Origin of the sequence: Pseudomonas fluorescens (assembly GCF_902497995.1) — a bacterium.
Classification (GTDB): Bacteria; Pseudomonadota; Gammaproteobacteria; order Pseudomonadales; family Pseudomonadaceae; genus Aquipseudomonas; species Aquipseudomonas fluorescens_BK.
The window spans coordinates 76,619-91,926 of record NZ_CABVII010000020.1 but is presented as its reverse complement, the minus strand read 5'-3'; the positions used below and the strand labels follow the sequence as shown (position 1 = coordinate 91,926).

12 protein-coding genes are annotated in these 15,308 nt (G+C 59.1%); 10 read left to right on the top strand and 2 right to left on the bottom strand.

What is annotated here, in order from left to right; translation table 11 throughout:
• Window positions 1–227: 227 nt before the first annotated feature.
• The 9 genes from F8N80_RS22165 (at window position 228) to F8N80_RS22125 (ending at window position 12,086) form a co-directional block, all read left to right on the top strand.
• Complete coding sequence (locus tag F8N80_RS22165; RefSeq protein ID WP_150745485.1) at window positions 228–944, top strand: SIMPL domain-containing protein; 717 nt, start codon at window positions 228–230, stop codon at window positions 942–944.
• A 366-nt stretch (window positions 945–1,310) separates the two neighbouring features.
• Window positions 1,311–2,936 (top strand): ABC transporter substrate-binding protein, encoded by a 1,626-nt coding sequence (locus tag F8N80_RS22160; RefSeq protein ID WP_150745484.1) that lies wholly within the window; start codon window positions 1,311–1,313, stop codon window positions 2,934–2,936.
• Window positions 2,937–3,238: 302 nt separating this feature from the next.
• The gene (locus tag F8N80_RS22155; RefSeq protein WP_150745483.1) at window positions 3,239–4,840 is read left to right on the top strand and encodes an ABC transporter substrate-binding protein; all 1,602 of its coding nucleotides are present in this window, start codon (window positions 3,239–3,241) and stop codon (window positions 4,838–4,840) included.
• 170 nt (window positions 4,841–5,010) lie between these two features.
• The gene (locus tag F8N80_RS22150; protein WP_150784699.1) at window positions 5,011–6,444 is read left to right on the top strand and encodes an OprD family porin; all 1,434 of its coding nucleotides are present in this window, start codon (window positions 5,011–5,013) and stop codon (window positions 6,442–6,444) included.
• Between the two features lie 77 nt (window positions 6,445–6,521).
• Window positions 6,522–8,117 carry an ABC transporter substrate-binding protein gene (locus tag F8N80_RS22145; protein ID WP_150784698.1) on the top strand — a complete coding sequence of 532 codons (1,596 nt, stop codon included), beginning with the start codon at window positions 6,522–6,524 and terminating at the stop codon, window positions 8,115–8,117.
• 74 nt (window positions 8,118–8,191) lie between these two features.
• Window positions 8,192–9,202 carry an ABC transporter permease subunit gene (locus F8N80_RS22140; RefSeq protein WP_076028666.1) on the top strand — a complete coding sequence of 337 codons (1,011 nt, stop codon included), beginning with the start codon at window positions 8,192–8,194 and terminating at the stop codon, window positions 9,200–9,202.
• Window positions 9,203–9,215: 13 nt separating this feature from the next.
• Window positions 9,216–10,139 carry an ABC transporter permease subunit gene (locus tag F8N80_RS22135; protein ID WP_150784715.1) on the top strand — a complete coding sequence of 308 codons (924 nt, stop codon included), beginning with the start codon at window positions 9,216–9,218 and terminating at the stop codon, window positions 10,137–10,139.
• A gap of 10 nt (window positions 10,140–10,149) precedes the next feature.
• Window positions 10,150–11,118: an ABC transporter ATP-binding protein gene (locus F8N80_RS22130; protein WP_150745480.1), complete on the top strand. Its 969-nt coding sequence runs from the start codon at window positions 10,150–10,152 to the stop codon at window positions 11,116–11,118.
• On the top strand, window positions 11,118–12,086 hold the full coding sequence (locus F8N80_RS22125) for a peptide ABC transporter ATP-binding protein (protein ID WP_150745479.1): 969 nt from the start codon (window positions 11,118–11,120) through the stop codon (window positions 12,084–12,086). The genes F8N80_RS22130 and F8N80_RS22125 overlap by 1 nt, the downstream gene beginning before the upstream one ends.
• Window positions 12,087–12,404: 318 nt before the next feature.
• Here the strand turns inward: F8N80_RS22125 and F8N80_RS22115 are convergent, their stop codons facing one another.
• Complete coding sequence (locus F8N80_RS22115) at window positions 12,405–12,635, bottom strand: hypothetical protein (RefSeq protein ID WP_150745478.1); 231 nt, start codon at window positions 12,633–12,635, stop codon at window positions 12,405–12,407.
• A gap of 299 nt (window positions 12,636–12,934) precedes the next feature.
• Here F8N80_RS22115 and F8N80_RS22110 point away from each other — a divergent pair, with 299 nt between their 5' ends.
• Entirely contained in the window at window positions 12,935–13,432 is a 498-nt protein-coding gene (locus F8N80_RS22110; protein ID WP_150745477.1) for a nuclear transport factor 2 family protein, read from the top strand.
• On the opposite strand, the gene F8N80_RS22105 is transcribed toward F8N80_RS22110, so the two are convergent.
• The gene (locus F8N80_RS22105) at window positions 13,365–14,948 is read right to left on the bottom strand and encodes a peptide chain release factor 3 (protein ID WP_150745476.1); all 1,584 of its coding nucleotides are present in this window, start codon (window positions 14,946–14,948) and stop codon (window positions 13,365–13,367) included. The two genes, F8N80_RS22110 and F8N80_RS22105, sit on opposite strands and share 68 nt — an antisense overlap.
• Window positions 14,949–15,308 lie beyond the last annotated feature (360 nt).

Genomic DNA, 15,308 nt, shown 5'->3' with positions numbered 1-15,308 from the left:
GGCCCCTTCGCGGGCAAGCCTCGCTCCTACGGGTCCGCGTCGTTCACAAGATAGGTGGTCGCCACGATCCCGTAGGAGCGAGGCTTGCCCGCGAACGCCGCGACGCGGTCACCCGCGTTTCATCTGTATAGAAGTTGTAACTGTGCGAACCGGATCATAGAAGTTAGAGTCTGATGGTTTCACGCAGGCTTGGACCTTTACCCCTGCGCATCGCCCAAGGAGTTTTCATGCACACTTTTCGCCGCAGCGCCGCCCTTCTTGCCCTTAGCGTCGGCGCCGTCGCCAGTCTCCCGGCCCTGGCCGCCGACGAACTGCATTACAACCAGATCGCCCTGCGCGCCGAAGTCAGTCAGGAAGTGGCCCGCGACCTGATGATCGTGACCCTCTACACCGAAGAACAGAACAGCGACCCGGCCAAACTCGCCGCCAACGTCAGCACCACCATGAACAAGGCGCTGGCCCAGGCCAAACAGGTCAAGGACATCACCCTGCGTCAGGGCAGCCGTAACAGCTACCCGATCTACGACACCAAGGGCCAGAAAATCACCGGCTGGCGTGAACGCGCCGAACTGCGCCTGGAAAGCTCCGACTTCGCCGCCCTGTCGAAACTGACCGGCGAACTGCTCACCGACCTGAAAATGGGCGGCATGGACTTCGCCATCGCCACGCCAACCCGCAAGGCCAGCGAAGACGCGCTGCTCAAAGACGCGGTCACCGCCTTCAAGGCCCGCGCCCAACTCGCCACCGACGCTCTCGGCGGCAAGGGTTACAAAATCGTCAACCTGAACCTCAACAGCAACGGTTATCCACAGCCGTACATGCGTGGGCCGATGATGATGAAAGCCGCGAGCATGGACAGCGCGCCGGTGACACCGGAAGTTGAAGCCGGCACCAGCCAGGTCAGCATGACAGCGGACGGGTCGATTGAAGTATTGATGCCTTGATTCGATAACCCATACAAAAAACGGCGATCACCCACGTGATCGCCGTTTTTTCTTGCCAGGCCAAAACCCACTGAGTGCCTACACTATCGGTGGGTATAAATAAGTAACACCGCGCGCCGACCGGGTGCACCAGACACTCCGGTTGCCCGTTGCCGGTGGGCTGGTTGCACCGAAAAAAACCTGCGCAAACGGTCAAATGCGCAGGTATTTATACATATGCGACATTAAGGTACGTTCGTGCCACTGTTTAAGGTTTGCAGCTGATCGGGATCTTGCATTGGGTATGGCCCCTGCATAAGTATCCGCAGGCACGACTCACGAGGTCGTCCTCTAATTCCAAAAATGACAACAAATCATGAGGCCACCATGCTTAAACACGCGGTCATTCCGTTTTTAGTCGGCGCGAGCTTGTTAGCCAGCGCACCTTTCGCCCATGCAGCGACTAACCTGGTGTTTTGCTCCGAAGGGAGCCCGGCCGGTTTTGATCCCGGTCAGTACACCACCGGAACCGACTTCGACGCCTCTGCAGAAACCATGTTCAACCGCCTGACTCAATTCGAGCGCGGCGGCACCGCCGTTGTTCCTGGCCTGGCGACCAGCTGGGACATTTCCCCGGACGTGCTGACGTACACCTTCCACCTGCGTGAAGGCGTCAAGTTCCACACCACCCCGTATTTCAAACCGACTCGTGAGTTCAACGCCGACGACGTGCTGTTCACCTTTAATCGCATGATTAACAAGGATGACCCGTTCCGCAAAGCGTACCCGACCGAATTCCCCTACTTCACCGACATGGCTATGGACACCAACATCGCCAAGGTCGAGAAGGTTGACGATCACACTGTCAAATTCGTCCTCAACAACGTTGACGCCGCCTTCATCCAGAACCTGGCCATGAGCTTCGCCTCCATCCAGTCTGCCGAGTACGCTGGCCAGCTGCTCAAGGAAGGCAAGCCCGGCGACATCAACCAGAAGCCGATCGGCACAGGCCCGTTCGTGTTCAAGAGCTACCAGAAAGACTCCAACATCCGCTACACCGGGAACAAGGACTACTGGAAGCCTGACGACGTCAAGATCGATAACCTGATCTTCGCCATCACCACCGACCCGTCGGTACGTATCCAGAAGCTGAAGAAAAACGAGTGTCAGATCACTCTGTTCCCTCGTCCTGCCGACCTCAAGGCACTGCGCGAAGACAAGACCCTCAAGCTGCCGGAACAGGCCGGGTTCAACCTGGGTTACATCGCCTATAACGTCATGCCCGTGCTCAAGGGCCGCACCGACAACAACCCGTTGGCCGACCTGCGGGTCCGTCAGGCGCTGGACATGTCGGTGAACAAGGCACAGATCATTGATTCGGTGTACCAGGGCGCTGGCCAGCTGGCCGTCAACGCCATGCCGCCCACCCAGTGGTCCTATGACACCACCATCAAGGATGCCAAGTACGATCCTGAGAAAGCCAAGGCGCTGCTCAAGGAAGCCGGCATCAAGGAAGGGACCCAGATCACGCTGTGGGCCATGCCGGTTCAGCGGCCGTATAACCCGAACGCAAAACTGATGGCTGAAATGCTGCAGTCGGACTGGAAGAACATCGGTCTGAACGTCAACATCGTCAGCTACGAATGGGGCGAGTACATCAAGCGCTCCAAGGGTGGCGAGAACCAGGCGATGATCATCGGCTGGAGCGGCGACAACGGTGATCCGGACAACTGGCTCAACGTGCTGTTCGGCTGCGACTCGCTCGGCGGCAACAACTTCTCCAAATGGTGCGACAAGGACTTTGACAAGCTGGTCAAAGAGGCCAAGAAGACACCTGACCAGGCCAAGCGCACCGAACTGTACAAGCAGGCGCAACACGTCCTCAAAGATGCCGTTCCAATGACACCCATCGCTCACTCGACGGTGTTCCAACCCATGCGCGCCAACGTGCAGGACTTCAAGATCAGCCCATTCGGCTTGAACTCCTTCTACGGCGTCAGCGTCAGCCAATAAGGTGGTGCAACGGCGACGTTTTTGACGTCGCCGTTGCGTTATCTACCGAGAAGCAGGAATTTGCCTACACCCTGATCCACTGCGTACTACAGCAGCGGTTGCGGACGTATTGCCTTTTCCCACAAGTCTTTCGGAATTTACGTATTTACTGCCGGACCCAAGGTTCATACCGTCGGGATCTGACCAGTTAGTCCGTGGGCTCTCGGTTATTGCTGCACGTCATGGCTTGAGATCAGTGAGGCCTACACGTCCCCGGACGGGAAAAGTCTCATTGCCAAAAACACTAAACAAGAGCGAGCGTCATGCGCCATTCCTTGGTTTTATCCGCACTGCTGGGCACCGGCCTGTTGGCCGCCACTTCCATTAGCCAGGCCGCCAGTAACAGCCTGGTGTTCTGCTCCGAAGGCAGCCCGGCGGGCTTCGATACCGCGCAGTACACCACCGCGACCGATAACGACGCCGCCGAGCCGTTGTACAACCGACTGGCAGAGTTCGAAAAAGGCGCGACCAATGTAGTACCAGGCCTGGCAACGAGCTGGGATATTTCGGAGGACGGCCTCAAGTACAGCTTTCACCTACGCGAAGGGGTGAAATTTCACACCACTGCGTATTTCAAGCCGACCCGTGACTTCAATGCCGATGACGTGCTGTTCACGTTCAATCGCATGCTCGATCCGCAGCAACCCTTCCGCAAGGCTTACCCGACCGAATTCCCGTATTTCAACGGGATGAGCCTGAACAAGAACATCGCCAAGGTCGAAAAGACCGGGCCGCTGACCGTGGTCATGACGCTTAACAGCGTGGACGCCGCGTTCATCCAGAACATCGCCATGAGTTTCGCCGCCATTCTTTCGGCCGAATACGCCGATCAGTTGCTGGCGTCCGGCAAGCCGAGCGACATCAACCAGAAGCCGGTCGGCACTGGCCCGTTCGTGTTCAAGAGCTACCAGAAAGACTCCAATATCCGTTACACCGGCAACAAGCAGTACTGGGACCCGAGCCGGGTCAAGCTCGACAACCTGATCTTCGCCATCAACACCGACGCCTCGGTGCGGGTGCAGAAGCTCAAGGCCAACGAATGCCAGATCACCCTGCATCCGCGCCCTGCCGACGTGACCGCGCTGAAGAACGACGCCAGGCTCAAGCTCATCGAGAAGCCTGGTTTCAACCTCGGCTACATCGCCTACAACGTGCGTCACAAGCCGTTCGACCAGCTCGAAGTGCGCCAGGCACTGGACATGGCGGTGAACAAGCAAGGCATTCTCAACGCCGTCTACCAGGGTGCCGGGCAACTGGCGGTCAACGCCATGCCGCCGACCCAGTGGTCCTACGATGAGACCATCAAGGACGTCGCCTACAACCCGGAAAAAGCCAGGGAATTGCTCAAGGCCGCCGGCGTCAAGGAGGGCACCGAAATCACCCTCTGGGCCATGCCGGTCCAGCGTCCTTACAACCCCAATGCCAAGTTGATGGCCGAGATGCTCCAGGCCGACTGGGCGAAGATCGGTCTCAAGGTCAAGATTGTCAGCTATGAATGGGGCGAGTACATCAAGCGCACCAAGAATGGCGAACACGACGTCAGCCTGATCGGCTGGACCGGGGACAACGGGGACCCGGACAACTGGCTCGGCACGCTTTACAGCTGCGACGCCATTGGCGGCAACAACTATTCCATGTGGTGTGATCCGGCATACGACAAGCTGATCAAGCAGGCCAAGGTCGTCACCGACCGTGACCAGCGCACCGTGCTCTACAAACAGGCCCAGCAATTGCTCAAGCAGCAAGTGCCGATCACGCCTGTCGCCCACTCGACGGTCAACCAGCCGTTAAGCGCCAAAGTCGAAGGGTTCAAGGTGAGTCCTTTCGGCCGCAACGTGTTCTCGGGTGTCAGCCTGGAAAAATAACCGATTAGCCAGAACCGCTGGGGGCGCTTGCGCCCTCACGCAAGCGTATTGCCGAAATTCGTCAAATCGGCCTTCTGCAAACGTTTGCGATGCCTTGCAAGCGTTCTAAACCAATAGCCGGATCATCAAAAAAAGACCGGCATATAAAAAGAAAACAAGGAGCTTCACCCATGAAACTGAGCAGCACCGCGTTATTGGCCCTGGCCATCAGCAGCGTCACCGCCACGGCGTACGCAGAATCCCAAAGCCAGGCGTTCACGCCGGTTACCGTGAAAGAGAAAAGTGCCCAGAGTGCAGCCACCGGCTTCGTCGAAGGCCAGTCGATCAGCGGCACCACGCGTAACTGGTATGCGAACGAGCAACTGAAACGGGGCGGCCAGTTCGCTTACAAGAAAAACGGCGTGTCGACCGATACCGATCGCCGTATCAACTGGGTGCAAGGCACCATCATCAAGTACAACTCCGGCTTCACCGAAGGCCCCGTGGGGATCAGCACCGAAGTGGCGGCGTACAACGCCATTGCCCTGGACCAGGATCGCAAGGACCTGGCCTCCAACAACGGCGGCGCACCGGGCACTCGCCCTGGCGCGGGCAACAACCGTACCCTGACCGAAGAAGGCGGCGACGCCGTTGGCCAGTGGAGCAAACTGGGCCTGGCCAACGTCAAGGCCCGTGTCTCCAATACCACCCTGACGGCCGGCCGCCAGAACTTCAGCAGCCCGATGGTCGATGTGATCGGTAACCGTGCGCTGCCTTCAAGCTTCGAGGGTGTGAGCCTGCACAGCGAAGAGCTGGAAAACCTGGCCTTTGACCTGGGTACGTTCGATCGCAACTCTCCGCGCATGGAGCAAAGCCAGCGCAAGTTCCGCACCGAATACGCCAACGGCATCGTTGAAAGCGATCACGTCCACACCGCAGGCATCACCTACACGCCATTTGCCAGCCTGACCACCAGCCTCTGGGCCACCCAGGCCGAAGACATCTGGAACCAGTACTACTTCGGCGCCAGCCATGTGCTGGGCGACAGCCAGGTTTTGAGCCTGACCACCGGCCTGAACTACTACAAGACCCAGGAAGAAGGCAAAGCGCTGATCGGCGATATCGACAACGATACCTACTCCCTGTCGTTCGGCCTGACTCACCAGGCCCATACCCTGAGCTTCTCGTACCAGGAAATTAATGGTGACGAGTACTTCGACTACCTGCACGAAACCAACGGCATCTACCTGGCCAACTCCCTGCTGTCGGACTTCAACGGGCCGAACGAGAAATCCTTCCAGGTGGCCTACGGTCTGAACATGGCCGAATACGGCGTGCCGGGCCTGAAGTTCAATATCTACCAGGCTCGCGGCTGGGGCATCGACGGCACTCACTACAAGGGCAACGGTGGTGTGGTGGGCAAGGGTTACGACGGTATCCAGGCCCAGGACGGCGAACACCACTACGAATACGGCATCGGCGCTTCGTACGCCGTACAGAGCGGCCCGCTCAAGGCCACCGCGATTCGCGCGACCTACACCGCTCACCGCGCCAGCGAAAACCAGGCGGATGGCAGCATCAACGAGTTCCGTCTCGTGACCACCATCCCGTTCAACATTCTGTAAAAACGCCCGCCAGACGACTGACTCATCAGGGTCGGCCGTCTGGTTTGGGTCCTTTAACCAATTGCAGAGGGTTCTTGATGAAAATGCTTACCCTGCGTGCGGCCATCGCTGCCGCGTTACTGAGTGTCGCTGCTGGCGTCTCGGCCAAACCCTTGGTGGTCTGCACCGAAGCCAGCCCGGAAGGTTTCGATATGGTCCAGTACACGACTGCAGTCACAGCCGATGCGGTGGCCGAAACCATCTTCAATCGCCTGGCGGACTTCAAGCCCGGCACCACTGAAGTGATTCCGGCACTGGCCGACTCCTGGGACATCAGCGAAGACGGTCTGACCTACACCTTCCACCTGCGCCAAGGCGTCAAGTTTCACACCACCGACTACTTCAAGCCGACCCGCGACATGAATGCCGACGACGTGGTCTGGAGTTTCCAGCGTCAGCTGGACCCGAAACACCCGTGGCACGACAAATCGAGCGTGGGCTTCCCCTACTTTGAAAGCATGGGCTTCAAGGAATTGCTCAAGAGCGTCGAGAAGGTCGACGACAACACGGTCAAGTTCACCCTGACCCGTCGCGAAGCGCCGTTCCTGGCCGACATCGCCATGGCGTTCTCTTCGATCTACTCCGCCGAGTACGCCGACCAGCTGCTCAAGGCCGACAAGACCGGCGACCTGAACAACAAACCGGTCGGTACCGGCCCGTTCATCTTCCAGCGTTACGCCAAGGATGCTCAGGTCCGCTTCAAGGCCAACCCGGACTACTTCCGTGGCAAGCCACCGTCTGAAGCGCTGATCCTGGCGATTGCCACCGACAACAACGTGCGCCTGCAGAAGCTCAAGGCCAACGAGTGCCAGGTCGCGCTGTATCCGAAGCCGGATGACATTCCGAGCATCAAGAGCGACCCCCAGCTGAAGGTCGACGAACTGAACGCGATGACCGTCGCGTACATTGGCATCAACACCACGCACAAATACCTGAGCGACGTGCGCGTACGCAAAGCCATCGACATCGCCTTCGACAAGGAAGCGGCCGTCAACGCGCTGTTCGGCAAAGGCAATGCGACCGCCGCGGTCAACCCGTTCCCGGACACCCTGCTGGGCTACAACCATAACCTCAAGAACCCGCCCCGCGACCTGGACAAGGCCCGCGCTCTGCTCAAGGAGGCTGGCGTACCTGAAGGCACGGTATTCACGTTGTTCACCCGCAATGGCGGTGGCGCGACCAACCCTAACCCGATGCTCGGTGCGCAGATGATGCAGGCCGACCTGGCCAAGGTCGGCATCAAGATCGACATCCGCGTGATGGAATGGGGCGAAATGCTCAAGCGCGCGAAAAACGGCGAGCACGACATGGTGTCCGCCGGATGGGCGGGCGATAACGGCGACCCGGACAACTTCCTGACGCCTATGCTCAGTTGCGAGGCCGCCAAAAACGGCGAAAACTACGCACGCTGGTGCAATCAGCAGTTCCAGGCCCTGATCGATGAAGCAAGGGCTAAAGTGAACCCTGCCGAACGCGCCGCGCTCTATGAGCAAGCCCAGGCCATTTTCAACCAGGACCAGCCATGGATCAGCATCGCGCATACCCGTATGTTCACCGCAATGCGCAACAACGTAGAGGGCTATCACATCAGCCCGCTCACCACGAATAACTTCGCCACCACTCAGGTGAAGTAGATAAGAAAATTCCCGGCGTCCCTGACCCCAGGGATGCCGGGCACGCCTAACCGGCTGATGAGGTACACCACACGATGTTTAGTTTTATTGCCCGCCGACTGGGGTTATTGATCCCTACGTTCTTCGGCATCACCTTGCTGACTTTCGCGTTGATTCGCATGATTCCGGGCGACCCCGTGGAAGTGATGATGGGTGAACGTCGGGTCGACCCCGAAATGCATGCTCAGGCAATGGAACGCCTTGGTCTGAACAAACCCCTGTATGCCCAATACCTGGATTACATTGGCAAACTGGCCCACGGCGATCTCGGCGAATCCCTGCGCACCCGGGAAAGCGTCTGGACCGAGTTCAGCTCGCTATTCCCCGCGACCCTGGAACTGTCCATGGCCGCCCTGCTGTTCGCCGGCATCCTGGGCCTGCTGGCCGGGGTGATCGCGGCACTCAAGCGAGGATCCCTGTTCGACCACGGGGTGATGGGCATCTCCCTGGCGGGATATTCGATGCCGATCTTCTGGTGGGGCCTGATCCTGATCATGTTCTTCTCGGTGTCCCTGGGCTGGACCCCGGTGTCCGGGCGGATCGACCTGCTGTACGACATCGAGCCGCGCACCGGTTTCATGCTGATCGATACGCTGCTGGCCGATGACGTCGGTGCGTTCTTCGATGCCCTGCATCACCTGATCCTGCCGGCCATCGTGCTCGGCACCATTCCGCTGGCGGTGATCGCGCGAATGACCCGGTCTTCGATGCTCGAAGTGCTGCGCGAGGACTACATCCGTACCGCCCGCGCCAAAGGCCTGTCGCCGTCGCGCGTGGTATTCGTTCACGGCCTGCGCAACGCGCTGATTCCGGTGCTGACCGTGGTCGGCCTGCAAGTCGGCACGTTGCTGGCGGGTGCGGTCCTGACCGAAACCATCTTCTCCTGGCCCGGCATCGGCAAATGGCTGATCGAAGCCATTGGCGCACGGGATTATCCCGTGGTGCAGAACGGCATCCTGTTAATCGCCTGCCTGGTGATTGTGGTCAATTTCGTGGTGGACATCCTCTACGGCTTTGCCAACCCACGCATTCGTCACCAGCGCTGAGATCATCATGACCATGACCACTCCAGCTTCAACTTCAAATCAAGCGGTAACAGTCGATCAAAGCCTGCTGTATCCGTCCCCGTACAAAGAATTCTGGCAAGCGTTTTCCAAGAACAAAGGCGCCGTTGCCGGCCTGATGTTCATGCTGTTGGTTATCTTCTGCGCGATCTTCGCGCCGTGGGTTGCCCCGCATAACCCGAGCGAGCAATACCGTGACTTCCTGCTGACCCCGCCGGCCTGGCTGGAAGGTGGGCAAATCCAGTTCCTGCTCGGCACCGACGAACTGGGTCGCGACCTGTTGTCGCGGCTGATCAACGGTTCGCGCCTGTCCCTGCTGATAGGCTTGTCGTCGGTAGTGATGTCGCTGATTCCGGGAATTCTTTTGGGTCTGTTCGCCGGGTTCTACCCGCGGATCCTGGGTCCGACCATCATGCGTCTCATGGACATCATGCTGGCCCTGCCGTCCCTGCTGCTGGCGGTGGCGATTGTCGCCATCCTCGGCCCTGGCCTGATCAACACCATTATCGCCATCGCAGTGGTTTCGTTGCCGTCCTACGTTCGCCTGACCCGCGCCGCGGTGATGGGCGAACTGAACCGCGACTACGTGACCGCCGCGCGCCTGGCCGGTGCCGGTCTGCCACGCCTGATGTTCGTCACCGTGCTGCCCAACTGCATGGCGCCGCTGATCGTTCAGGCCACCTTGAGCTTCTCCTCGGCGATCCTCGATGCCGCGGCACTGGGCTTCCTCGGCCTTGGTGTACAACCGCCAACCCCTGAATGGGGCACCATGCTGGCATCGGCTCGCGACTACATCGAACGTGCCTGGTGGGTGGTGAGCTTGCCTGGCTTGACCATTTTGCTCAGCGTGCTGGCAATCAACTTGATGGGCGACGGCCTGCGCGATGCGCTGGACCCGAAACTCAAGAACGCCGCCTGAGGAGATTCACATGTCACTGTTGGAAATCAAGAATCTCAACGTTCGCTTCGGCGACAAGAACGCCGTTCCGGTGGTCGACGGGCTCGACATCTCTGTGGACAAGGGCGAAGTGCTGGCCATCGTGGGCGAGTCGGGTTCCGGCAAGTCCGTGACCATGATGGCGCTGATGGGCCTGATCGAGCACCCGGGAATCGTCACCGCCGACGCCCTGAATTTCGATGGCAAGAACATGCTCAAGCTGAGCAACCGCCAGCGTCGGCAGATCGTCGGCAAAGACCTGGCCATGGTGTTCCAGGACCCGATGACCGCACTGAACCCGAGCTACACCGTCGGTTTCCAGATCGAAGAAGTGCTGCGCCTGCACCTGAAAATGTCCGGCAAGCAAGCCCGCGCCCGCGCCATCGAACTGCTGGAAAAAGTGGAAATCCCGGGCGCCGCCAGCCGCATGAATGCCTACCCGCATCAACTGTCCGGCGGCATGAGCCAGCGCGTTGCGATCGCCATGGCGATTGCCGGCGAACCGAAACTGCTGATCGCCGACGAACCGACCACCGCGCTGGACGTGACCATTCAGGCGCAGATCATGGACCTGCTGCTGGCCCTGCAGAAAGAACAGAACATGGGCCTGGTGCTGATCACCCACGACCTCGCGGTCGTGGCCGAAACCGCCCAGCGCGTGTGCGTGATGTACGCAGGCCAGGCCGTTGAAGTCGGTCAAGTGCCACAGTTGTTCGACATCCCGGCGCACCCGTACAGCGAAGCACTGCTCAAAGCCATTCCGGAACACAGCCTGGGCGCCGCGCGCCTGTCGACGCTGCCGGGCATCGTCCCCGGGCGTTACGACCGTCCGCAAGGCTGCCTGCTGTCGCCGCGCTGCCCGTACGTGCAGGAAAACTGCCGCACGCAACGTCCGGCCCTTGACCAGAAAAGCCACAGCCTCGCCCGCTGCTTCTACCCGTTGAATCAGGAGGTGGCGTAATGGCCGTCGTACTTACCGCCCGCAACCTGACCCGTCACTACGAAGTGTCCCGTGGCCTGTTCAAGGGCCACGCCACCGTGCGTGCGCTCAATGGTGTGTCGTTCGAACTGGAAGCCGGCAAGACCCTCGCCGTCGTCGGCGAATCGGGTTGCGGCAAATCCACCCTGGCCCGTGCCCTGACCCTGATCGAGGAGCCGTCCTCCGGCTCCTTGAAAATTGCCGGGCAGGAAGTCGCCGGCGCCGACAAGGCCCAACGCAAGCAGCTGCGCAAAGACGTGCAGATGGTGTTCCAGAGCCCGTACGCCTCGTTGAACCCGCGGCAGAAAGTCGGTGATCAGCTGGCCGAACCGCTGCTGATCAATACCAATCTTTCAGCGGCTGAGCGCCGTGAAAAAGTCCAGGCGATGATGAAGCAGGTGGGCTTGCGTCCCGAGCACTACCAGCGCTATCCGCACATGTTCTCCGGCGGTCAGCGCCAGCGGATCGCCCTGGCCCGGGCGATGATGCTGCAACCGAAAGTGCTGGTGGCGGATGAACCGACTTCCGCGCTGGACGTGTCGATTCAGGCGCAGGTGCTGAACCTGTTCATGGATTTGCAGCAAGAGTTCAACACCGCCTACGTGTTCATCTCCCACAACCTGGCGGTGGTGCGTCACGTGGCCGATCACGTGATGGTGATGTACCTCGGCCGCCCCGTGGAAATGGGTCCCAAAGAAGACATCTACACCCGTCCGCTGCACCCCTACACCCAGGCGCTGTTGTCGGCGACGCCAACCATCCACCCGGATCCGGACAAACCGAAGATCAAGATCGTCGGCGAATTGCCCAACCCGCTGAACCCGCCGTCCGGCTGCGCTTTCCATAAGCGCTGCCCGTACGCGACCGAGCGCTGCAGCACCGAAGAGCCGGCCCTGCGCCTGGTCGACACTCGTCAGGTGGCGTGCCACTACGCCGAGCAGTTCCTATAAAATTAATGTGGGAGCGGGCTTGCTCGCGAGGGCGTTATGCCAGTCAGCATCAATGTCGACTGACAGACCGCATTCGCGAGCAAGCCCGCTCCCACAGGGTCTGGCTGTGCAGAAAAATTGATTTAACACCACAAAACAAATGTGGGAGCGGGCTTGCTCGCGAAGGCGTTATGCCAGTCAGCATCAATGTCGACTGACAGACCGCATTCGCGAGCAAGCCCGCTCCCACAGGGATAATTGACCGGCTCACGAACCTCTTCTACTTCGATGGCATATCAATCGGTGTAGAAGAGGTTTTCTGTATGTCTGTGTTTACGTCTAGCTGTCGTCCTCTTCATCGCTCATCGAATCGTCATCATCCGCGCTACCACCCTGCCCCTGATCACCCGGCTCTGATTCGGATTTGGCGATCATCATCTCGCTCTGCGTGTCCTGCCAATTCCAGGCCTGTTTGTCATGCTCCTGACATTCCGCCCACGCCGCCGACGAACCGAGTGACAGCAGCACCAACACCTTCAGCAACAAAACACCGCGTAGAAACATGCTCATAGCCGATTCCCTCCTGCCCACGACGAACCCGGGTGTCGTGGCATTGTGCGAAACCCAGTTGCAATCGAGCGGGTTCTCAAACCAGAACGTTGATGATCGCCGGGAAATGCCGCTGGTGCAGAGAATGGTTTTGCATAATCGCTATGGCGAATGGTTATTTAACAGGCATTAAATGTCCCCTGTAGGAGCAAGCTTGCTCGCGACGGTGTGTCAGTCAACATCTACTTGGCTGACACTCCATCGCGAGCAAGCTTGCTCCTACAAAGTTATGTTCAATATCTCGGAAGAAGGCCAAAACAATGGACCTGTTGCAAACATTGCTCGAACTCGAACGACGCTTGCTGTCACAAGCCACCCGAGGCGATGCCGAAGAAATCTCCCGGCTGATTGCCGACGACTTCACCGAATTCGGTGCCAGTGGCGGCATTTGGAGCAAAGCTGACCTGGTCGAGCAATTGCCTTGTCAGCCATTCACCCAACGCACCATCAGCGAATTCGCCGTCAAACCTCTCTCGGAGCATTCGGCCCTGGTGACCTATCAATGTCACACCGCTGCCAGCAATAGCCGCCGCAGTTCAATTTGGCGTAAACAGGACGAGCAATGGCAGATGGTTTTTCACCAGGGAACATTTTTTTGTAGGAGCGAGCTTGCTCCCACAGGGGAAAGTGTCGGCCAAAGAAAAACCCCGCAGCTTTCGCAACGGGGCTTTTGGTGTTTCAGGTCAGCGCTTAATGATGCTCACGGGTCGCGCGGAATTTCACGTCCGGCCAGCGCTCTTCCATCAGCGCCAGGTTGACCCGGGTCGGGGCCAGGTAGGTCAGGTGACCGCCGCCGTCGACCGCGAGGTTTTCCACGGCCTTGACCCGGAATTCCTCGAGCTTCTTCTTGTCGTCGCAATCGATCCAGCGCGCGGAATACACGGTGATCGGCTCGTAGGAGCACTCAACCTTGTATTCCTCTTTCAAGCGGCTGGCGACCACATCGAACTGCAGCACACCGACGGCGCCGAGGATGATGTCGTTGCTGCGCTCGGGGAAGAACACCTGGGTCGCGCCCTCCTCCGCCAACTGCTGCAAGCCTTGACGCAGTTGCTTGGATTTCAGCGGATCACGCAGGCGCACGCGACGGAACAGTTCCGGGGCGAAGTGCGGGATGCCGGTGAAGCCCAGGACTTCGCCTTCGGTGAAGGTGTCGCCGATCTGGATGGTGCCGTGGTTGTGCAGGCCGATGATGTCGCCGGCAAACGCTTCTTCCAGTTGCTCACGCTCAGAGGAGAAGAAAGTCAGCGCATCGCCGATCCGCACGTCCTTGCCGGTACGCACGTGGCGCATCTTCATGCCTTTTTCGTACTTGCCGGAGCAGATACGCATGAAGGCGATACGGTCGCGGTGTTTGGGGTCCATGTTCGCCTGGATCTTGAACACGAAGCCGGCGAATTTCTCTTCGACCGGTTCCACAGTACGTTCGTTGGCGACACGGGCCAGCGGTTTCGGCGCCCAGTTGACCACGGCGTCAAGCACGTGATCGACACCGAAGTTGCCCAATGCAGTACCGAAGAACACCGGGGTCAGTTGGCCGTCGAGGAATTCCTGTTGATTGAATTCGTGACAGGCGCCCTGCACCAGTTCCAGCTGATCGACAAAACGATCGTACTCGTCGCCCAAGTGCGCGCGGGCTTCATCGGAGTCGAGCTTCTCGATGATTTTCACATCGGTGCGCTCGTGGCCGTGACCGGCGGTGTAGACGATGATGTAGTCGTCGGCGAGGTGGTAAACGCCCTTGAAGTCACGGTAGCAACCGATCGGCCAGGTGATCGGCGCCGCCTTGATCTTCAGGACCGCTTCGATTTCGTCGAGCAGTTCGATCGGGTCGCGGATGTCACGGTCGAGTTTGTTGATGAAGCTGACGATCGGCGTATCACGCAGACGGCAGACGTCCATCAGGGCGATGGTCCGAGGCTCTACACCCTTGCCGCCGTCGAGGACCATCAAGGCCGAGTCCACCGCCGTCAGGGTGCGGTAGGTATCTTCGGAGAAGTCTTCGTGGCCCGGGGTGTCGAGCAGGTTGATCATGTGCTCGCGATACGGGAACTGCATGACCGACGTGGTAATGGAAATACCCCGTTGTTTTTCCATTTCCATCCAGTCGGAGGTGGCATGGCGGTCGGACTTGCGTGATTTCACCGTGCCAGCAACCGCAATCGCCTTGCCCATCAGCAAGAGCTTCTCGGTGATGGTGGTCTTACCGGCATCGGGGTGGGAAATAATGGCGAAAGTGCGGCGTTTCGCGACTTCGGCGGCCTGTTTGGTCATGGGAAATCGCCTGGCAGGTAATTCAAAAAAGGGCGCAGATTATAGCCCAACTTGACTCAATAACCGAACCGTTGAGCACATTAAGGGTGGCCAAATGTGGCTTCAGATGGGAACCTTTTACGGCGTGGAGGCGTCCACTCCCCTGTTATGACTATTCGTCAGGGTTGAAAAAATCAGTAAGTTAGCCTGACGAGGCTGCGCTTATGGCTCGATAAGCCGTACGTTTTCCCCCTGTAGGAGCGAGCTTGCTCCGGGCGGCGTTCCGACGAAAAACGTCCAGACAATGCGTTCATTCAGACCGAACGCATCATCGTTGACGTCTTTCGCTGCGGTGCGACGATTCGACAAGCCAGCTCCTAC

Bases quoted from the DNA above. Each gene is read 5' to 3' on its own strand.
- F8N80_RS22115 (WP_150745478.1), bottom strand. From the start codon at position 12,635: ATGAGCATGTTTCTACGCGGTGTTTTGTTGCTGAAGGTGTTGGTGCTG.
- F8N80_RS22145 (WP_150784698.1), top strand. From the start codon at position 6,522: ATGAAAATGCTTACCCTGCGTGCGGCCATCGCTGCCGCGTTACTGAGT.
- F8N80_RS22160 (WP_150745484.1), top strand. From the start codon at position 1,311: ATGCTTAAACACGCGGTCATTCCGTTTTTAGTCGGCGCGAGCTTGTTA.
- F8N80_RS22140 (WP_076028666.1), top strand. From the start codon at position 8,192: ATGTTTAGTTTTATTGCCCGCCGACTGGGGTTATTGATCCCTACGTTC.
- F8N80_RS22105 (WP_150745476.1), bottom strand. From the start codon at position 14,948: ATGACCAAACAGGCCGCCGAAGTCGCGAAACGCCGCACTTTCGCCATT.
- F8N80_RS22155 (WP_150745483.1), top strand. From the start codon at position 3,239: ATGCGCCATTCCTTGGTTTTATCCGCACTGCTGGGCACCGGCCTGTTG.
- F8N80_RS22125 (WP_150745479.1), top strand. From the start codon at position 11,118: ATGGCCGTCGTACTTACCGCCCGCAACCTGACCCGTCACTACGAAGTG.
- F8N80_RS22110 (WP_150745477.1), top strand. From the start codon at position 12,935: ATGGACCTGTTGCAAACATTGCTCGAACTCGAACGACGCTTGCTGTCA.
- F8N80_RS22165 (WP_150745485.1), top strand. From the start codon at position 228: ATGCACACTTTTCGCCGCAGCGCCGCCCTTCTTGCCCTTAGCGTCGGC.
- F8N80_RS22150 (WP_150784699.1), top strand. From the start codon at position 5,011: ATGAAACTGAGCAGCACCGCGTTATTGGCCCTGGCCATCAGCAGCGTC.
- F8N80_RS22130 (WP_150745480.1), top strand. From the start codon at position 10,150: ATGTCACTGTTGGAAATCAAGAATCTCAACGTTCGCTTCGGCGACAAG.
- F8N80_RS22135 (WP_150784715.1), top strand. From the start codon at position 9,216: ATGACCACTCCAGCTTCAACTTCAAATCAAGCGGTAACAGTCGATCAA.